This window comes from Frischella sp. Ac48 (genome assembly GCF_019641635.1).
Classification (GTDB): Bacteria; Pseudomonadota; Gammaproteobacteria; order Enterobacterales; family Orbaceae; genus Frischella; species Frischella japonica.
Map to the genome: position 1 here is coordinate 1 of NZ_JAETXP010000017.1, position 21,845 is coordinate 21,845.

Below are 21,845 nucleotides of genomic sequence, written 5' to 3' on the forward strand. Positions count from 1 at the left end.
TTCTAGGTTTACTGTCTCAAGGGTTGCGTATACTACGCTATCCTTTTTTATCCGTCAAGAAAATTTTTATCTTTTTTTAAAATTTTCTTCTACATACTGTTTGAATCAGAATTCCTTTCGTCGCTCTCAATCAATCAGTGGATTGCGCATTATAACGCCCTTTTCAGTTTGATCAAGTACAAAATGCAATTTTATTTCTGAAAGTGCAGTATTTAAACATCATTAACATTAAGATGTTGATATTCTACAAGATTATATTTCGCTATACTTTTGAGCACATTAGCCACTTGTGGATTAAATAACGTACTATTTACTTTATTAATTCCTTTATTACCATTCAATTTTGTTAAATCAAAATTGTCTTTCAATAAATGATAGACTCGTGAAGCTATCGCATAACCTGAATCTATAAATGAGGCTGATGGAAAAAAGGTTGCCAATTCATCTTTTATAAAAGGATAATGAGTACAACCAAGTACAATGGTATCAGGGGGAACCGTCAGTTGTAACCATGGCTGCATTAGATTTTTTAATTTTAGCATATCTACAGCGATTCCTTCTAATTTACGTTCAGCAAATAATGCCAATTCAGATAAACCTAGTAATTCAATATGGTAGCCTTGGGCAAATTCAGAAATTAAGTTTTGAGTATATTGCCGTTGTATGGTTGCTTTTGTTGCTAATAAACCAATACATTTATTTTTTGTGATTGTTGTTGCGGGCTTAATTGCAGGAACGACGCCTACAATTGGTATTGAAAAAGCTTGCCTTAGTGATGGTAGGCATATCGTGCTGGCTGTATTACAGGCAATAACAACAAGATCAATCGGATAAAGCGCAAGTTCTGCGCGAATGACTTTATTCACGCGTTTTATTAAAAACGCGTTTGATTTATCACCATAAGGAAATGCTTGGTTATCAAATAAATAAAAATAGTTTGCATTGGAAATTCTTTGCTGTATTTCATTATATACTGATATTCCACCAATACCCGAATCAAAAATAAGTATGTTAGGCACTCTACTCATTACATCGCCTATTTAACCATAATAGAAAAATCGAAAATTGTACGTTACGTATATGCTAAGCAAATTTTAATTTAATGCAATACTCCACCTCTAATTGATGTTTTTTCAGCTAACCAATCTCGATCCATTCGTTAAAAAACATGTACTATCGATACAATTATTAATATTGGTCATCTATTTAATTAACGAAATTTAACCATGAAATTTTCTAAAATTAGCTGGTTTTTTAATACTGAGTTGATTAGAATAGCCATCTAGACGCTAAAACTGCTAGATAGATAATAATAAATATCGTCTTTCTACGCGCCCATTTAAAATTTAAGAGGGTATTATCATGTCAGAATATTTATTTACTTCTGAATCTGTATCAGAAGGCCATCCTGATAAAATTGCAGATCAAATCTCAGATGCCGTACTAGATGCCATTCTCAAGCAAGATCCAAAAGCTCGAGTAGCCTGTGAAACCTATGTTAAAACAGGTATGGCTTTAGTTGGTGGTGAAATTACCACTTCGGCTTGGGTTGATATTGAAGAATTAACCAGAAAAACTATACAGGACATCGGTTATACCAGTTCTGAAATGGGATTTGATGCTAACTCATGTGCAGTATTAAATGTGATCGGTAAGCAATCCCCTGATATCAATCAAGGTGTTGACAGAAAAAATCCTTTAGAACAAGGTGCAGGTGATCAAGGAATTATGTTTGGCTACGCTACTAATGAAATGCCTAATTTGATGCCTGCTGCGATTAGCTTTGCTCATGAATTAATGAAACGTCAGGCATTAGTTCGTAAAAACGGTTTATTACCTTGGCTAAGACCTGATGCCAAAAGTCAAATTACCTTAATTTATGAAGATGACAAAATTAAAGGGATCGATGCTATCGTTTTATCAACACAACACGCAGAAGAAATTACGTTAGACGTGTTACAAGAAGCTGTGATGGAAGAAATTATAAAACCGGTTTTACCAGCAGAATGGCTAACTTCACGTACTAAATATTTTATCAATCCGACAGGACGATTTGTCATTGGAGGTCCAATGGGCGACTGTGGTTTAACAGGGCGTAAGATCATTGTCGACACATATGGTGGCGCAGCTCGTCATGGAGGTGGAGCATTCTCAGGGAAAGATCCTTCTAAGGTTGACCGTTCAGCAGCTTATGCAGCAAGATATGTAGCTAAAAATATTGTGGCAGCCGGTTTAGCTGATCGTTGCGAATTACAAATATCCTATGCGATTGGTATAGCAGAACCAACTTCTATCTATGTTAATACCTTTGGCTCTGAAAAAGTCCCGCATAAAACAATTGTTGGATTAGTTAAAGAGTTTTTTGATTTACGACCATATGGACTAATCAATATGCTTGATCTCATTCAACCAATTTATCAAAAAACGGCCTCATATGGACATTTTGGTCGTGATGAATTCCCATGGGAACGTACTGACAAAGCAGAGTTATTACGTGATGCTGCAAATTTGAAATAAACAATAATTAATTACTTTCACGACATCACTGTGAAAGTCTTATAACGATGCGGCTAATGAATCATTCCAAGGTTCCTATTTTGTTACATAATCAAGTGATATCATGTTTAAAAAAACATATATCACTTGCAAATTTGTTTTTTAAAACAGACATTAACGAGCCCTTAATTCAGTATAAAAATAAAGGTAGTATTGCTGGTAGCGCTATATTAAGTAAATGGCAAATTCAAATTAACTCTATAATGTTAATCGAACATAAGCTAGATTTTATTTATGAAGTAATACCTCATGAATTAGCGCACCTTATCGTATATCAACAATACGGTCGCGTTAGCCCACATGGCAAAGAGTGGCAATTTGTGATGCAGGCTGTTTTCAATTGCGTCCCTAAATGCACACATGAATTTACCATTCCGTTATCAATACAAAAAAAACGCTATCGTTATATTTGCCAATGTCAGGATTATTGGTTGACCACAATTAGACACAATCGTATCCAACACCAAAAGGCGAAATATTATTGCAAGTTATGCCATACGTTATTGCAACTCAATAAGAATGATGTTAACAATTCAGAATAATGTTTTACACTTTATAGTTAAAAATACTATTCTATTAGAATAGATAACCTATTAATTTTATTAACCAATATTTAATAAGCAATATTATGATACAAACAAACCTGTATTTGATGATTAAAAAACCTAAATTTAGAATGAGACCAAAATGTTAAGTTATCGTCATAGCTTCCACGCTGGCAATCACGCCGATGTATTGAAACATACCGTTTTAACATTGTGTATCAATTATTTAAAAGAAAAAGAAAAACCATTTTTGTATCTTGACACCCATTCGGGGGCGGGACGATATTTACTGCAAAGTGAATATGCTGAAAAAACAGAAGAATATCTCGCCGGTATCGGACGCATATGGCTACAAGATCACTGTCCGGAATTATTAATGCCCTATTTATCCGTACTTCAATATTATAATCGTACTGAAAAGTTAAAGTATTATCCCGGTTCACCACTTATCGCCAAACAAATGTTAAGAGAACAAGATAAACTTAATCTCACTGAACTCCATTCAACCGATTATCCTCTTTTGAGGCAAGAGTTTATTAAAGATAAACGAGCAAAAGTACTTAAAGAAGATGGTTTCCATCAATTGAAGTCAAAACTGCCACCTGAATCACGTCGCGGCATTATTTTGATTGATCCTTCTTATGAAATAAAGGATGACTATCAAAATCTACCTAAAGCACTACTGGAAGGTTATAAACGTTTTGCCACCGGTAGTTATTTAATTTGGTATCCGGTTATAAATCGTTCTCAAACGCAACGAATGATTAACCAAATCACCAATTCTGGAATTAGAAATATTCTACAAATTGAGTTAGCCATTAAACCGGATAATAATCAGAAAGGTATGACAGCTTCAGGCATGATTGTGATTAACCCACCATGGAAATTACAACAACAAATGGCAACTATACTTCCTTGGTTACGTGAAAAGCTTGACCCCAGTAATATAGGTCATGGCTTAATTGAACAACTAGTTGCAGAATAGAGATAGATTAATGGTTTATTAATCGTTTTAATCTATCGTTTTGTTCTGATATTGTATCTTTTTTTATTGTTCTATTTATGACATAGTTAGAAAACTATTAAACACAGGATTTAGATAATGACAATAAAACATTATGATTATATTGCGATAGGTGGTGGCAGTGGTGGTATTGCTTCAATTAATCGTGCAGCTTCATATGGTAAGAAATGTGCCATAATTGAAGCAAAAGCTCTAGGTGGTACATGTGTAAATGTTGGGTGTGTACCCAAAAAAATTATGTGGTATGGTGCACAAATTGCTGAAGCAATCAACTATTATGGACCTGATTATGGTTTTGATACTGAAATTAAACATTTTAGTTGGCAAAAACTAGTTGCTAGTCGTTCCGCTTATATTGACCGAGTTCATCAATCTTATGATCGAGTATTAACAAAAAATAATGTAGACGTCATTAATGGTTATGCTAAATTTATCGATGCGAAAACATTAGAAGTGAATGGTAAGCACTATCGTGCTGATCACATTTTGATTGCCGTAGGCGGTAAACCAATTATTCCTAATATTCCTGGTGCCGAACATGGTATAACATCAGATGGTTTTTTCGCGTTAACGGAACAACCAAAACGTGTGGCTGTAGTTGGTGCGGGTTATATTGCTTGTGAAATTGCCGGTGTGCTTCACGCATTAGGAAGTGAAACACATCAATTTATTCGTAACGACACACCATTGCGGACCTTTGATCCATTAATTATTAATACATTAATGGAAGTGATTAGCACTGAAGGGTATCAACTCCATACACAATCAATACCAAAATCTGTGGCAAAAAATCAGGATAGCTCGTTAACATTAACCCTACAGAATGGTAAACAATGTGAAATTGATTGCCTAATTTGGGCTATTGGCCGAGAACCTGCTACTAACGGAATCAATCTTGAATCAACAGGAATTGAATTAACTGAAAAAGGTTTTATTAAAGTCGATAAATATCAAAATACTAATATTAAAGGGATCTACTCAGTTGGCGATGATACCGAAGCTGCGGCTTTAACCCCTGTCGCCGTAGCTGCTGGGCGTCGACTATCTGAACGTCTATTTAATAATAAACCTGATGAACATTTAGATTATACCAACATCCCAACGGTAGTATTTACCCATCCACCGATTGGAACCGTCGGCTTAACAGAACCACAGGCTATATATGCTCACGGCCAAGACAATGTAAAAATTTATCAGTCAACATTTACAGCCATGTACACCGCTGTCACACAACATCGTCAACCATGTAAAATGAAGTTAGTTTGTGTTGGCGAAGAAGAAAAAATCGTCGGTATTCATGGAATCGGTTATGGTATGGATGAAATACTGCAAGGATTTGCTGTCGCATTAAAAATGGGAGCAACCAAAAAAGATTTTGATAATACAATCGCCATCCATCCAACTGCAGCCGAAGAATTTGTAACTATGCGTTAATCATGTATAACACGATGAATGTATAACATCGATATATTCATCGTGGTATCTTTGAAAAACTATCCAAATTACATCTTTTATTACTAATTGGTTATAATAGATCAATCACACTCGATAAAAATCAACTCAAGCAGATTTATCTTCATAATGATAAATCATTTCTGAATAAATTTTTGATAAAGCGCTTTTTCGAAATTAATAATGGCAGTATTAGTCGGCTCATTATTGTTTTTCACATAATTGTAACCAGTAATAAATTGCACAAATGCAATGTATTTATGCTCTTCTAATTTTATAAAACCGGCTAAATTATAATTACCTTCTAAATGTCCTGTTTTAGCATAAATGACTGATTTAAATTCTTTACCAGTGAAACTTTTACGATATTGTAATGTACCATCAACTCCTGCAATTGGCAGTTTATCAATTAAATGCAACGTCTCATCATTCGCTGCGATAAATTGTAAAATTGACATTAATTTCTTGGCATCAATAAGATTTAATCGCGATAGCCCTGAACCATCATTTAATACCGCATTTTCTAAATTAATATTTGCTTTAGTCAATAAAATCTCTTTCGTCGCATCACTGGCACTTTTCCATGTTCCAGGTACTTTAAAATGATGAGCGCCAATCGTTCTAAATAAAGTATCAGCGATTAAATTATTAGATTTTTTTAACATCATCGTTAACAATTCTGGTAATGGTTCAGATTGATTAATTGTCAATGGTGTTAAGGCTTTTTTCAGTGGTTTTTTAGTTTCTCCAATTTTTCCGTTAAATTGTATATTTTTCTCTTTTAACTGGGATTTTAAAATTTTGCTAAAATAGTCAAGATGATCCATGATGGCAAACTTGAAATAACTTTTATTATGACTCTGTTTTATACAACCTGTTAAATGATAATGATTTTGGGTCCTAGGAATAATATCTAATTCACAATATTTATCAGCTAACGATTGGGACTCTTTAGCAATAGTACGCACATCACTGGTCAATGTTATTGGGTATAGTGGTGATACAGAAATAGTGGCTTTTTCACCAATTTTTTTACCCGGTAAAATTCCAGCATAGAAATAATTTTCGTCGATGAGCATCGCCGAAGGCGCTGTATTATACGAAGCGGTTAAATTATTCCATGACCATCCTGATGCTTTATCGTGACCATTAAATATTGAAGTATCAATAATAATATTCCCACTTATTTTATCTATTCCTTTTAATTTTAATACGGTCAGCATTTCACCAAGCTGTATCCGAGTAAAAGTCGGGTCACCACTCATTTGAATAACTAAATTACCTTTCAATTGCTTATTTTCAATTTTTCCATCCGTTAACATCTTGGTGATAAAACGAAAATCATTACCCAATTCTAATTGAGCGGCTAATGCAGTAATTAATTTTTGCAAGCTAGCCGGTTGTCTAAACTGACCATCTTGATAACTTAAAATTGTAGTTGGATTTTTTTCGACGGATTGCACCAATATCGAAATATCAGTACCATCAGGTAACAAGGATAAATAAGGAGCTAACTTCGCTTTATCATCGGCAAAACTATAAGTTGCCATAAAGCTCATCATTAGCATGATGAGTACTTGTCTCATGTTCATGCCTAACTGATAAAACATTTAAATATATTAATATAAATTAAGTAATTAGACCAAATGTATTTAGTCATAAAATAACGATATTTTAATTCCTTAATCAGATTAACATCAATAATCGATAAATTAAAATATCATTCATCATAATATTAGACTATAAAACCTTCAATCATAAGGTAGTATTACACCACCACTATCGTTGCGTATTACCAATTCAGGAGCTGATGGCATACTTACTGGTATAATTTTACATATATCGCCTTCAGCCACTTGTCCTTCAAGAATTTTGCCGTAACTTAGCACACTGCTTGTTTGAATTATTAACAACTTACCGACGTTAGTTTGTTCATTTCCCAATACGCTATTAGTATAAACATCCTTTATCTTTTTGCCGATCCGAATTACATCACATTGCGTATCAACCGCTAAAGGTTGATCCAATATTATTTGTTCTCTGTCTGCTTTTAATACCCGAATAGGATAAATTTCATTGAGCAATTCATGGGTCACCAGCTCGGCAATTACTCGGATGGTATTATTCATCGTGGTGGTTAAATGCTCTCCATAGGTTGTACTTTTTAACTGATAATGTAATGTTCGACTGAAAACAATTTTATTTGTTTTAGATTCAATAAGTTGATATGCAAGTTTTGCTGACACGCGTTTTTCCTCAACACCTTGACCGGTTGCTTTTAATATCCGTACAGTCTCTTCAGCATTAAGATGGCTCAAGGTACTTTTAAGATAAAATTCAGCTTGAGCTCGATTGTTAGAATAAATCGTATTGTTAGTGTTTTGATCAGATGCTAAATCTGATGGCTCATCAAAATTTAATATCTCAAAACGATGTGAGTCATGCAAAGCATTCGTTATTTCGTGTGTTACCGTTTCAGAAAGCTGACGAGAAGAAACCGATGATTGATTTTGTTCAATAGCATCATCGATTTGAGCCGGCAAAACCACTAGTTTGTAACGTTCTGTTTGTTGTTGACCCAATCCATTTTCAAAAAGTGTTGTTTCATCAGCAATTTCTGCTAAATACGCCGTAGTTTGTTGTGCCTCATCAGAAGACGCTAGGTTTTCTGATTGCGCACTACACGCTGATAAAATAACCGTAGCCATAAACCCCATACTTAATTTTAATATTCTATTCATCATGATTTAATCCGATTACCATGCTGTTGATTTATTACTTCCTAACTTGCGTACCACACTTTCATTTTCCCAATAAGCTAAACCACTTTTAATATCCGTTAAAGTAAGTTGCAAGTAATATTCTACTAGCTGCTTATTTTTACCAGTTCGAGCAATACGTTGGGCTATTTTACCTGTTAATGATAAATCTGGTGCATATAATGTTCCTTTACCTGCAATGGTTTGTTGTTTAAATTCATCATTATCTCGCAATTCACGGACGTCATAAATTAAGTCATCAACATTTTTATTATCACCAGCAACTGCTGTTGTAACGACAGCTTTACCAGATTGCAACATACCAATACGAATTTTCTTAACTAGCATATCGGTATCAATGCGGATGGTCGTATCATTAATCATTTTACCTATTGCCACAACATAACGACCACCACCGGGTTTATTAAGTGCATTACTTGTCAACAATGAGTTTAATGACTCTTGAGCGGCTTGCTCAAAGTCTTGATTATCAAGTCCTAATGTAACCGCATCTTCAGCATTATCCTTAGTGACATATTCAACATTAGAAGAACACCCCACTAAAGTTAGTGTTAGTCCTAAGGTTATAGCAGTTATAGTTTTATAAAATGGTTTTGTTATTTTCATTAATATAGCCTCATTGATGGTAATTGATATTTTTTTGGATAATATGAACCTTAAAGTGATCGATTATATCCGATTTAATGTAAATTATTGCATCACGATCAGTTGATAATGGTGCTATTGTGGTTAATATTGAGCCATCTGGTTTATAAATATTGATCGGTTGGTTAGCCAATTTGGTTCTGGCAATTTGAAAATTTTTTGGTAATGTTCGCCATTGTCGTATATCAGCTTTATCTGTCGCAAGTTGATAAAATAAACCGATCCATTTCCCGCCATATTCAGCAAAATTGTCCTCTAAATAATATTGTATCGCAACTTTACTCGCCATATTCAGCATCGCATCAGTATAAACTGCTGGCAACTTTTTATTAAATTCAATTTGAATAATACTATCCATATTAGCGATTTCAGTGGTCTTTTGCTCATTCAATAATAGATAAGGATAAGACGTTGACCGTTGCTCAATGGTTGGTAAACTGACTTGAGCAGACACAACTTTATTAGTAAATAAATAGGCTGGGAATTCATAGGTAAACGACTGCTTAAGCATACCTTGCCCATTTTCATAAATAAGCCAAACATAATGCGTTTTTTTGGTTGAATTTTGTTCAATTAAGTTCAGATCTCGTTTAACTTGTTGCTGATTTGGTAACATGCGTAAAGTCTGTTTAAATAAATCACTCGCTTTACTGTAATCATTATCTAAATAAAAGAATAATCCACTCATATAGGTGGCAAATGGATTAATAAAATCTGGATAAATACTTTGTGCGGTGATGTCTCCCTCATAATCTGTGATTTCTGACGAACTATTTGGTAGCATAGACACCTCAGAACGCACACGAGAGCGGTTAAATTCCTGATAAGCTTCAGTAATCTCTTTTTGGAAATATTCACCGGCACGTCTTTGCCGATCAAGTGCCCGGTTGAATTCAATACGCGCGTTATCAAAATCATCTAATAGCATAAAGTCTAAACCTTTATAAACATTCATCATGATTTTTTCATAATTTTCGCCACGATAATTATTAATATTATTATTAATTAAAATGGATAAAACCGAACGTTCAGCACCTTTAATTTCCAGTTCTAATTCTTGTTGTTTAAAAATGGCTTCTGCCGTATCGAAAAATTCAATACTTTTCTGATAATCACCACAATGATAAGCTAACGCACCACCATTTAATGACCATAACAACGGATCACGTTCAATCTTATCTTTGATATCTGAATAATGACAATCATCAGCATAAAACTGCTGTTCATAATGGTTGAGATCTTTTTTATAATTATTTAAAGCATTACAACCATTTAGAGTCATCAAACTCATAATAATAATAAAGCTAAATATTAGTTCTTTCATCTATATTACTAAAAATTATTAGTATAATTTGATTATCATAGCAGAGATTGCCACAATCTATACATTACTGCGCATGAATTGTTCAAGTTTTGATTAATTTAGCATAAAAGAAACCATCACCACCATTTATGGTAGGTAAATACTGAATAATATCATTTACTAATTTCGCATCTGGCACAATAGCTAAAAAGCGCTCAATTTGTAAACGATTTTCATCAGGCAAAATCGAACACGTCGCATAGATTAATGTGCCACCCGATTTCAGATATGGCCAAATATTGGTTAAAATTTGAAATTGCAATTGAACCAGCTCAGCAATATCGCTTTCACGACGCAACCATTTAATATCAGGATGACGTCGAATCACGCCAGTTGCTGAACAAGGCGCATCTAATAAAATGCGATCGAATTGTTGCCCATGGGCCCACTGTTCCGGCGCTATGCCATCACCAACGATGACTTGCGCATTCAATTTCAAACGACTAAGATTTTCATCAATCCGTTTCACTCGCTCTGGATCAATATCAACAGCTAACACTTTTGCTTGCGGCGCCAACTCCAAAATATGGGTAGTTTTCCCTCCAGGAGCGGCACACAAATCTAAAATTAACTCACCATTTTGAGGCTCAAGCAAAAAAGCGGCCTGTTGCGCGGAACGATCTTGTACCGTAACCACACCTCGCTCAAACTCTGGCAACTTATTTACTCCAACCGGCACATCTAATTGTAATGCACTAGATAGCTGTGGATCACTTGTTGATGAGATATTCTGTGATTGCAGTAACATTTGATAATCTGGCACAGAATAATATTGTCGGTTTACACGCAGCCACATCGGTGGTTTTTGGTTATTATTATCAATAATCGTTTGCCAATCATTTGGATAGGCGTGCTTAATTCGCTTTACTAACCAACTTGGATGCAAGGAAGCATTTCCCTTAGCTAAAAACAGCTGCGTTAATTCAGCCTTCTCCCGTAAAAAAGTGCGTAAAACACCATTAACCATGCCCTTTAATGCTGGCTTTCTAAGTACATTCACGCCATTGACCGTATCACCGACTGCCGCATGTTCAGGCACTCGAGTATAAAGAATCTGGTATATTCCTACCATCAATAAATAATGAATAATACGATTTTTACCAGTAAGTGGTTTCGCCATTAATGATTGAATATAAAATTCCAATTCTGGTAATACGCGCATAATACCAAAACAGATCTCCTGCACTAATGCTCGATCTTTATCAGTGATGTTATTCGCTTGCTGCGATAAAGCACTACTTAATGAACTACCTTGATCTAAAACATCATAAATAATTTGGCTACAAATAGCCCGCAAATTATAAGGTTTAGGTTTAATTTGAGTCTTTAATACCATTGTATAAAACGATTACAATTAAAATTGTTGATAAGCATAACGTAATCCAATTTACTGTAAAGTCATTTTATTGTTAAAACGCTTTTAATTAAGTTTAAACACGGTATTGCACTGCCAATTAACACAATATTTAACCAATAAATAGACACAAAATGGTCAATGTGTTATTTTTCAACCAATCAAACAATATTTTTAGAAAATAATAAATAAATGGGATTGACGAATTAAAGTTAATCATGTTTAATATGCATCCATTGTTGCCCGGATAGCTCAGTCGGTAGAGCAGGGGATTGAAAATCCCCGTGTCCGTGGTTCGATTCCGCGTCCGGGCACCAATTCCAAAAAAAAAGAACACCAGCGAAAGCTGGTTTTTTTGTGTTTGAAATTCCGCTAAATATATTCTCTATCTTTTTTAAGCATTTTCGTTGTATTACCAATGATAGTTATAATGCTTGGAAATTCACTTTAAAAAATAAACTAAAATAAGATTAATCCACTAGTTCTAATTAGCGTTCATATCAGTTCCATTATTTTAGATAAAATAAATAGTGTCAAAAAGCTTAAGCAGCAATTCAAAAAAACGATAATAGCGACATATAAAATAACTTATTTATGGTATATGGCTAATAATGGCGTTTATGGATTTTTGAGGTATTCACCTGTATTATTATACTCAAAATAAGTCAATTAGGTTGTTCGTCAAAAGCATGAACTAGCTCGGCTAGCAAGATAAAACATTGCGGATTGGCGTTATGGCGCCTAAACGATTCAATTTTAAAAATTAGTTCATTTTGATAAAAATTATCAAAATTTATATTGTAAAGATAATTGTTAGATTTTATCTGATTTCGATAACATCACCAAACAGGATAAAAATGAATAAACAACAATTGGCTGCTAAGATTTGGGAATCTGCCAACCAAATGCGTTCGAAAATCGAGGCGAATGAATATAAAGATTACATTCTTGGTTTTATTTTCTATAAATATTTAAGTGATCAGATAGTACAATTTGTCTCTAAAGAAGGCATGACACCAGACGATATCAAATCGCTTACTGAAGCCGATAAAGATACGGTAAAGTTCGTGCAAGATAACTTAGGTTATTTTGTTGCCTATGATAACTTGTTTTCAACCTGGATTAATCCCAAATATCAATTTGATGAATCTAATGTACGTGATGCACTATCAGCATTTAGCCGTTTAATTTCACCAACCTATAAAAAGCTCTTTGAGGGAATTTTTACCACTTTAGAAACCGGTTTAAGTAAGCTCGGTGAAAGTGCTGGTAAACGTACCAAAGCTATCAGCGATTTACTTCAATTAATCAAAAGTATCCCAATGAATGCTAATCAGGGGTACGATGTGCTGGGTTATATTTACGAATATTTGATTGAAAAATTTGCGGCGAATGCGGGTAAAAAAGCTGGTGAGTTTTATACGCCGCATGAAGTTTCAGTACTGATGTCAAATATCATCGCTCATGAATTAAAACATAAAAATACTATTAAAATTTACGACCCAACATCGGGGTCAGGTTCGCTGTTAATTAATATCGGTGAGGCGTTCCAGAAATACGGCAAAAATAAAGACAGTATTACCTATTATGCTCAAGAATTAAAAGCGAACACTTATAATCTTACTCGTATGAACTTAATTATGCGGGGTATTAAAGCCAGCAACATTAAAACCCGTAATGCCGACACATTGGAAGAAGATTGGCCTTATGTTGACGATAGTGACCCACAAGGTTCATATGACCCTTTGCATGTTGATGCCGTAGTATCAAATCCACCTTACTCCCAAAGCTGGGATCCAAGTTTTAAAGAAAGCGATCCGCGTTATTCTCGTTTTGGGCTCGCTCCTAAAACCAAAGCCGATTTTGCGTTTTTGTTGCATGATCTATACCATTTAAAACCCGATGGCATTATGACGATTGTTCTTCCTCATGGTGTTTTGTTTCGAGGGGGTGAAGAGGGCGAGATTCGTAAGCAACTTATTGAACAGAATCATATTGATACGATTATCGGGTTGCCGGCAAATATCTTTTTTGGTACCGGTATTCCGACGGTAATTTTAGTTCTTAAGCAAAAACGTCAAAATACTGACGTATTGGTAATTGATGCCTCGAAACATTTTATTAAAGAAGGAAAAAATAACAAACTGCAAATCAGTGATATCAAACGTATTACAGATGCGGTGATTAATCGTGAAAGTATCGATAAATTCTCGCAACTTGTTAGCAAGGATACTATACGCGCTAACGACTTTAACCTTAATATTCCTCGCTATGTGGATTCTTCAGAAGCGACACCAAACTGGGATTTACATGCCACAATGCTGGGTGGTATACCTAACAGTGAAATTGCTGAATTACAGCACTATTGGCAAACTTTTCCAGCGCTGCGTAACAAACTCTTTGCTGCTAAATCAGCGGCTTATAGCGAGCTAGCTATCGATAAACAAGTCGTCAATGTCACTATTGCGCAGCATCCACAAGTGTTGGCATTTATTGATACCTATAATCAAGCCTTTAACGGTTTTGATACATACTTACAAACGCAATTAATTGAAAATTGGCAGAGTGTTAAACGTAATCAGTGTGAATCGGCGTTAAGTACTGAATTATTTAACCGTTTAGCGTCAAATAACCTAATTGACAAATATCAAGCTTATCAGTTTTTAAGTGATCAATGGCAAATCATCAGCGCTGATTTAGAAATGATGCAAACAGAGGGTTTTTCGGCCACTAAACAAGTTGATGCCAATATGGTGATCAAGAAAAAAAACGGTCAAGACATTGACGTACAAGACGGCTGGAAAGGTCATATTTTACCGTTTGATTTAGTGCAAAAGACTTATTTGAACGATGCTTTACAAGCATTAGCTGAAAAGGAAACTCGCTTAGCTGAAATTGCGAGTTTGCTGGAAGAGATTCTAGAATCGCTCACCGAAGAAGAAAAAGAACAAGATACCATTAAAGAGAGCCAAGATGGTTTTGCCAACACCGAAGTTAGTAAGGCCGCCAAAAACTTCTTAAAAGAGCAAAAAGAGAGCAAAATCAAGTTTGTTGAAGAAAGCTATGAGCACAAAATAATTCAAGCTAGTCGGTTGATTGACGAAGAAAAAACATTAAAGAAAACAGTTAAAGACGCCGCTATTGAGTTGCATCTGACAACCAAAACGACTCTTGAAAGTTTAACTGATGAACAGGTGAACAATCTACTATGCCTTAAATGGATTACCCCATTATGCAGTGAACTTGCCACAATGCCAAACGTAATAATTAACCAACTCACTACTCAAGTACAAGCACTTGCCGATAAATATGCCGTGACCTATTCGCAAATAGCTAATGAAATTAAAACCACCGAGCAAGAGTTGGCACAGATGATAGGTGAACTCACTGGTAATGAGTTTGATATGCAGGGCCTTGACGAACTCGCTAGCTTGTTAAAGGGTGAATAAGATGAGTGTGGATAGACAGTTGCCAGAGATACGATTTGAGGGGTTTAACGGAGAGTGGAATTCTCTTATTTTAGGTGAAAATGCTAAATTTACTAAAGGACAAGGATATTCAAAAGGAGATTTAGTTGAAAGTGGATCACCAATCATTTTATATGGACGACTTTATACAAATTATCAAACAGTAATTACAAATGTCGACACATTTGTAACGGAAAAAGATAAGTCCACTAAAAGTATTGGAGGAGAAGTTATCGTTCCTGCTTCGGGTGAATCATCTGAGGATATATCAAGGGCTGCAGTCGTTAGAATGAAAAATGTAATTCTTGGAGGAGATTTGAATATTGTCTTACCCAACAAAAATATTCATTCAATTTTTTTAGCCTTAGTATTATCAAATGGACGTGTAAAAAAAGAACTCTCTTCTAAGGCGCAAGGAAAATCTGTTGTCCATATAAGAAATTCAGACTTATCAGATTTAAACATTATCGTACCTTCTGAAGATATAGAACAAACCCAAATCGGGAACTACTTTCAAAAACTCGATAACCTTATCAACCAACACCAAAAAAAGCATGATAAGCTTTGCAATATTAAAAAAGCCATGCTGGAAAAAATGTTTCCCAAGCAAGGGAAAATCATTCCAGAAATTCGTTTTAGAGGGTTTAGTGGGGAGTGGGAAAATAAAGGAATAGAGGAAATTTCTAAAGTTTTCATAGGGTTGGTGACAACAATGACTACTTCATATAGAAATCAGGGGGTATTATTGATAAGAAATTCGGATATAAAAAATAATAGATTTGAGTTTTCGGATAGTCCAATTTATTTAGATAAAAAATTTGCGGATGAGAACTCAAGTAGAAAATTAATGCTGGGTGATGTTATAACTGTTCATACAGGGGATGTCGGTACGTCAGCAGTTGTTACTGAAAAAGAGGAAGGTTCAATAGGATTTGCAACGATTGTTTCAAGACCAAATAAAAATATTGTTGATTCAAATTATTTAAGTGTATTTTTTAATACGGATATTCATAAAAATTTTGCAATGAATGTCTCTACCGGAGATGGTAGAGCTAATTATAACTTAAAGGATTTTTATAAATTAAAGGTTCCACTTCCAGCTATTGATGAGCAAATAAAAATAGGATTATTAGTTCAAAAACTTGATGCCTTAATCAACCAACACCAACAACAAATCACCAAACTCAATAATATCAAGCAAGCCTGCTTGAGCAAAATGTTTGTTTAAGGAGAAACAATGATAACCTTTAAAACTGAAGCCCAATTTGAGCAGGCCTTTATTGATGTCCTTACCCAAAAAGGGTGGGAACAGGAAATACTTAAAAATAAAACTGAGGCGCAATTGTTGCAAAATTGGGCAACTATCTTGTTTGAAAATAATCGCCAACAGGATCGGTTAAATGATGTGCCCTTAACCAATACTGAAATGCAACAAATCATTGAGCAAATCAAAGAGCTTAAAACACCGATTAAACTAAATGGCTTAATCAACGGTAAAACCATTGCCATCAAGCGAGATAACCCATTAGATACCTTGCATTTCGGTAAAGAGGTCAGCTTAAAAATTTACGACCGCCAAGAAATTGCCGCTGGTCAAAGCCGTTACCAAATTGTGCAACAACCTAAATTTGAACGTGGTAGCCCTTTGCGTAATGACCGTCGTGGTGATGTTATGTTACTCATTAATGGAATGCCGGTGATTCATGTAGAGCTAAAGCGCAGTGGTATTCCGGTTAGCCAAGCTGTTAACCAAATTGAAAAGTACAGCAAAGAGGGGATATTTAGCGGGCTGTTTTCGCTTATCCAAGTATTTGTGGCTATGGAGCCTGAGGAAACGAAATACTTTGCCAATCCGGGGGCAGATGGCAATTTTAACCCTGATTATCAATTTCACTGGGCTGATTTTAATAATGAGCCGATGAATCATTGGAAAGATATTGCTTCGACCTTGTTGTCTATTCCTATGGCACACCAATTGATTGGTTTTTACACTGTTGCTGACGATAACGATGGCATCCTTAAAGTGATGCGTAGTTATCAGTATTATGCTGCCAATGCAATATCGGACAAAGTTGCCAAAACCAATTGGCAACAACTTAGTAATACTGCAAATAATTCAGATCGCCTCGGTGGTTATGTATGGCATACTACTGGCTCAGGTAAAACCATGACCAGTTTTAAATCGGCGCAGTTAATTGCTCAATCCAAAGATGCCGATAAAGTAATTTTTTTAATGGATCGTGTTGAACTCGGTACACAATCCCTTGCAGAGTACCGCAATTTTGCCAATGATGGTGAAGACGTTCAAGCTACGGAAGATACCCATACGCTCATTACCAAATTAAAAAGTAGTAATCCAGCCGATACTTTAATTGTTACTTCTATTCAAAAAATGAGTAATATTTTTGAAGCGGTTAACGATGAAGGGACAGCTACTAACTCTGCCGATATTGAAAAAATTCGTACCAAGCGCTTAGTGTTCATTATCGATGAGGCACATCGATCAACGATGAGTGGCGGTAATGAAGATAAAGAAGGCATGTTGGTCCGAATAAAAAGAACTTTCCCTAAGGCACTCTTTTTTGGTTTTACTGGCACACCGATTCATGAGGAAAATCAGATTAATCACAATACTACCGCTGACGTGTTTGGTAACGAACTACATCGTTACAGTATCGCCGATGGTATACGCGATGGCAATGTACTGGGTTTTGACCCCTATAAAGTTTCTACGTTTAGAGACATTGATTTGAGGGAAAAGGTAGCGCTTGAGCAAGCTAAAGGCACCATCTATATTGACGCCATGAATGATCCCATAAAAAAGCAAAAGCTTCATTATTTTACCAATGATGTGCCCATGGCTGGTTATAAAGATGCTACTGGTAAATATCATAAAGGTATTGAAGACTATATACCGAAAAGTCTATATTTATCTGATGCACATCAAGAAAAGGTTGTTAGTGACATTTTAGATAAGTGGGATATGCGCAGTCAAGGCAATAAGTTTCATGCTATTTTAGCTACTAGCAGTATCGCCGAAGCCATTGATTATTATCGACGATTAAAAGCAGCCAAACCGGAACTGAAAGTGTCCGCCTTATTTGATCCACATATTGATAACAGTGGTGATGAAAATCGAGACCTAACCTTTAAAGGTGATGGTTTAGAAGAAATAATGGCCGATTATAACGCACGTTACAATCAGAATTTTGATTTTGCCCGCCATGCTGCTTTCAAAAAAGATTTAGCGACTCGTCTTGCTCATAAAAAACAATACAAACATATACATACTGAGCCTGCAAAACAGTTAGATTTATTGATTGTAGTAAACCAAATGCTTACCGGTTTCGATTCTAAATGGCTTAATACGTTATATTTAGATAAGGTGCTTGAAAATCAACATATTATTCAAGCGTTCTCGCGCACTAATCGTCTGTTTGGTCCCGATAAACCTCATGGCATCATTCGTTATTATCGCTACCCTCACACTATGGAACGGCACATCAACGATGCGGTAAAACTCTACTCTGGTGATAAGCCAATTGGTCTATTTGTTGATAAGTTGGCAAGCAACCTTGAAGCTATGAATGAATTTGTCGCAGATATTCGTGAGCTGTTTATTAACGCAGGTATTGATAATTTTGAAAAACTGCCAGAGGATATCGATGCTTGTGCTAAATTTGCAAAATTATTTAATACGTTTAATCAACACTTAGAAGCAGCAAAAATACAAGGATTTAATTGGAAACAGTCGATCTACTTCTTTACTGAAAAGGATAAACCGTATGAGGTAACATTAGCTATAGACGAACAAACTTACTTGAGTCTCATTTTACGTTACAGAGAGTTAGTTGCAAAAGGCGAAAGCATTGGTGCGAGAGGGGAGGACGTCCCTTTTGATGTCAGTGGTTATTTAACGGAAATCGATACCGGTAAAATCGATGCCAACTATATGAATAGTCGATTTGATAAATATTTGAAAGAGCTGAATCAAAATTCAATCAATATTGAAAACACCTTAAATGAGCTGCATAAGTCATTTGCTTCACTTTCTCAAAGTGAGCAAAAGTACGCTAAACTTTTTTTACATGATTTACAACGTGGTGATGCGCGTTTAATTGACGGTCACACTTTTAGGGATTATATCAATATTTACAAAGATAACGCTGAAAATGCGCAAGTGAATATGGTGGTTGATGCGTTTGGTTTAGATAAAAGACTACTTTTAAAGTTAATGAGCGATAGAGTGAATGAGAATAATCTCAATGATTTTGGTCGATTCGATGCCTTAAAAGAAACGGTCGATAAAGCAAAGGCGAAAGCCTATTTTGAAAAACAAGACGGCATCACAATATCATTATTTAAGCTCAATATTCGCATTGAACAGTTTTTGAAACAATTTATTTTTTCACGAACAGATGATCTTTAAGATGACGTTGTTTGCAGGGATTTTTTCAAATTAAATTTTTTAAATAAGTTTTAATCTAACCATTACGACAAACTTTGGTTTTTTCGATTCAACTCATAACGTTTTGTAACGTTATACAACAGATTATAGAGTTTTTTTCTCTATTGATATGAATAAGTTGAATTTAATGGGACCGATATAGATGGTTGTTATAAGCTTAAAAATATCATCCATTATATTAAGGAGAAATAAATGGCTATTCCCGATTATCAAACGCTTATGCTACCACTTTTAGAATGGTTATCCGATGGAAAAGCGCATACGACAAGGCAAACGTATGATCATTTGATTCAGCTATTCAACTTAACACCTGATGAAGCAAATCAATTACTCCCTAATAGCAATCAAGCGATTATTGAAAATAGAATTGGTTGGGCTAAAACCTATCTGAAAAAAGCAGGATTAATTGATAACGCTAAACGAGGTATTTGGCAAATAAGTGAATTGGGATTAAAGTTTTTACAAAGCAAGCCTACGCGATTAACAAATGAAGAGTTAATGCACATACCAGAATTTGTATCATTTAAACAATCATCGTCTGCCACTCCAACGCAAACAAAGCCAATTAACGTTGAATCAGAAAACACACCGACAGAACTTATGGATTCATCCTATCAAGAAATTCGAGGCTCACTTGTCACTGATCTACTGAGTTCAATTAAAACGTGTTCACCTGCATTTTTTGAACGGTTAGTCTTGGACGTTATGCTTGCTTTAGGTTATGGTGGCTCTCGCCGTGATGCAGGGGAGGCAACTCGCATAGCAAAAGATGGTGGCATTGATGGGATCATCCGAGAAGATAAGCTTGGACTTGACATGATTTATTTACAGGCTAAAAAGTGGGAAGGTACTGTCGGCCGACCTGAAATACAAAAATTTGCAGGTGCACTACAGGGTGTAAAAGCTAGAAAGGGCGTGTTTATTACAACTTCCAATTTTAGTAATGAAGCAATTGATTACGTAACACATTTAGAGTCAAGAATTATTTTAATTAATGGTAGTCAGTTAGCTGAGTTAATGATTGATCACAATGTTGGGGTTTCAACAAAGCAGACTTATGAAGTAAAGCAAATTGATAGTGATTACTTTGAGGAGGTTTAGTAAAAGGTATTTCCTATATGAGTTTGATGTCATCATAAATCGATACTTTATTTACACAAAATGAAAAATAATGCGGAATTAGTAACGGTTGCTCCGATAAATTTTTCTAGCATTTATCCAATACAACGATTATTAAATATAGGAAAGGGAAATAATATGGAATCTGCTCGTGATAAATTGACAAGACAAATTGTTGAAGCTAAGGATTTATGCAAGTTAGATGTTGTTAACCGTAAAGGTTATGAATGTTGGGGTTGCGGTATTGATATGGTTCCCCGTTCATGGGGCGAAAAAAATAAATTGCGTCCAAATTTCTCTAAATATCCAAATCAATCTCATGCTGAAAATTGTGATGCAGACGCAGAAGAGAAAATTATTAATCAGGGGATAGGAAAAAAACAGAGTATCAAAGATAAATTAGAAAACACGCCTGGATTATCGCCTTCAGGATTGGTTCTGATTGATGAAAGAGAGCATGTGGGGGATTTAGTCAATCCAAATAGCAAAAAGGCATCCTCATCAGTTAACGCAAATAGTAAAAACCAAGATCTAAATGATGTTCTTAATAAAAAATCCAGACGGGCAGCTAATACTATTCGTCCAATATGTCGAGCTTTTGTCAACTTTCCTTACGATCGTAATATGTCTTTAAATGTTCCTGGAGTTTCTGGTTATAATTATATGACAATTTTCAAAAAAATTGAAAATAATGCGATTAAAAAATATAACGAAAAGAAAATTTTTTATTCTCCATTGCAATGGAATAAAATCATACATAATGATGAGTTATTGATTATACCGTTGACTGCTGGAATTTGGACTGACAATAAACCAGAACGTACTTATAAAATTCACGTCGATTACTCTACATGGTCTCAAGCAAAAAAAACAATGTTATTGCATGAACTCGAAGCCGCTCAAGACGAGGCAAAGCAGGCAAAAGAAGAAAATAAGAAAGATAAAGCTTGGGTCTTTTTTATCGGCGAACAAGATGAAGATAACGATGATATTTTTTATCTAAAAGATCAAAGGCTGATTTGTTCTATTGTTGGTCATATTATTTATCCACTCAGGAAATAGATTTTCGGAG

General features: G+C 35.1%; 15 protein-coding genes and 1 tRNA gene. 10 read left to right on the forward strand and 6 right to left on the reverse strand.

The annotated features are described in order from the left end of the window. Positions 1–212: 212 nt before the first annotated feature. A complete protein-coding gene (murI, locus tag JMI89_RS11090; RefSeq protein ID WP_220680081.1) occupies positions 213–1,028 on the reverse strand; it encodes a glutamate racemase in 816 nt (271 codons plus the stop codon). 334 nt (positions 1,029–1,362) lie between these two features. Between murI and metK the strand changes: the two genes are divergently transcribed. The 4 genes from metK (at position 1,363) to gorA (ending at position 5,559) form a co-directional block, all read left to right on the forward strand. Beyond that, positions 1,363–2,517, forward strand: a complete 1,155-nt coding sequence (gene metK, locus JMI89_RS11095; RefSeq protein ID WP_187756171.1) for a methionine adenosyltransferase — start codon at positions 1,363–1,365, stop codon at positions 2,515–2,517. A gap of 56 nt (positions 2,518–2,573) precedes the next feature. Continuing rightward, positions 2,574–3,098 carry a SprT family zinc-dependent metalloprotease gene (locus JMI89_RS11100; protein WP_220680082.1) on the forward strand — a complete coding sequence of 175 codons (525 nt, stop codon included), beginning with the start codon at positions 2,574–2,576 and terminating at the stop codon, positions 3,096–3,098. Positions 3,099–3,243: 145 nt separating this feature from the next. After that, positions 3,244–4,086: a 23S rRNA (adenine(2030)-N(6))-methyltransferase RlmJ gene (locus JMI89_RS11105; protein WP_220680083.1), complete on the forward strand. Its 843-nt coding sequence runs from the start codon at positions 3,244–3,246 to the stop codon at positions 4,084–4,086. Between the two features lie 117 nt (positions 4,087–4,203). Then, the gene (gene gorA / locus JMI89_RS11110) at positions 4,204–5,559 is read left to right on the forward strand and encodes a glutathione-disulfide reductase (protein WP_220680084.1); all 1,356 of its coding nucleotides are present in this window, start codon (positions 4,204–4,206) and stop codon (positions 5,557–5,559) included. 155 nt (positions 5,560–5,714) lie between these two features. On the opposite strand, the gene dacB is transcribed toward gorA, so the two are convergent. From dacB to rsmB, 5 genes are all read right to left on the reverse strand, one after another. After that, on the reverse strand, positions 5,715–7,163 hold the full coding sequence (gene dacB, locus JMI89_RS11115; protein WP_220680085.1) for a serine-type D-Ala-D-Ala carboxypeptidase: 1,449 nt from the start codon (positions 7,161–7,163) through the stop codon (positions 5,715–5,717). Between the two features lie 165 nt (positions 7,164–7,328). Beyond that, positions 7,329–8,321: a hypothetical protein gene (locus tag JMI89_RS11120; protein ID WP_220680086.1), complete on the reverse strand. Its 993-nt coding sequence runs from the start codon at positions 8,319–8,321 to the stop codon at positions 7,329–7,331. 12 nt (positions 8,322–8,333) lie between these two features. After that, a complete protein-coding gene (lpoB, locus tag JMI89_RS11125; protein WP_187756177.1) occupies positions 8,334–8,963 on the reverse strand; it encodes a penicillin-binding protein activator LpoB in 630 nt (209 codons plus the stop codon). Between the two features lie 10 nt (positions 8,964–8,973). Further along, a complete protein-coding gene (locus JMI89_RS11130) occupies positions 8,974–10,326 on the reverse strand; it encodes a COG3014 family protein (protein WP_220680087.1) in 1,353 nt (450 codons plus the stop codon). A gap of 82 nt (positions 10,327–10,408) precedes the next feature. Further along, positions 10,409–11,701 (reverse strand): 16S rRNA (cytosine(967)-C(5))-methyltransferase RsmB, encoded by a 1,293-nt coding sequence (rsmB, locus tag JMI89_RS11135; protein ID WP_220680088.1) that lies wholly within the window; start codon positions 11,699–11,701, stop codon positions 10,409–10,411. A gap of 259 nt (positions 11,702–11,960) precedes the next feature. Here rsmB and JMI89_RS11140 point away from each other — a divergent pair. The 6 genes from JMI89_RS11140 (at position 11,961) to JMI89_RS11165 (ending at position 21,835) form a co-directional block, all read left to right on the forward strand. After that, positions 11,961–12,036, forward strand: a tRNA-Phe gene (locus JMI89_RS11140). Between the two features lie 540 nt (positions 12,037–12,576). Further along, complete coding sequence (locus JMI89_RS11145) at positions 12,577–15,168, forward strand: type I restriction-modification system subunit M (protein ID WP_220680089.1); 2,592 nt, start codon at positions 12,577–12,579, stop codon at positions 15,166–15,168. Position 15,169: 1 nt separating this feature from the next. Beyond that, positions 15,170–16,414, forward strand: coding sequence for a restriction endonuclease subunit S (locus tag JMI89_RS11150; RefSeq protein WP_187756181.1), 1,245 nt, complete (start codon positions 15,170–15,172; stop codon positions 16,412–16,414). Between the two features lie 9 nt (positions 16,415–16,423). Then, a complete protein-coding gene (locus tag JMI89_RS11155) occupies positions 16,424–19,615 on the forward strand; it encodes a type I restriction endonuclease subunit R (protein ID WP_220680090.1) in 3,192 nt (1,063 codons plus the stop codon). A 231-nt stretch (positions 19,616–19,846) separates the two neighbouring features. Further along, positions 19,847–20,755 carry a restriction endonuclease gene (locus tag JMI89_RS11160; protein ID WP_220680091.1) on the forward strand — a complete coding sequence of 303 codons (909 nt, stop codon included), beginning with the start codon at positions 19,847–19,849 and terminating at the stop codon, positions 20,753–20,755. Positions 20,756–20,911: 156 nt separating this feature from the next. Then, positions 20,912–21,835 carry a hypothetical protein gene (locus tag JMI89_RS11165; RefSeq protein ID WP_220680092.1) on the forward strand — a complete coding sequence of 308 codons (924 nt, stop codon included), beginning with the start codon at positions 20,912–20,914 and terminating at the stop codon, positions 21,833–21,835. Positions 21,836–21,845 lie beyond the last annotated feature (10 nt).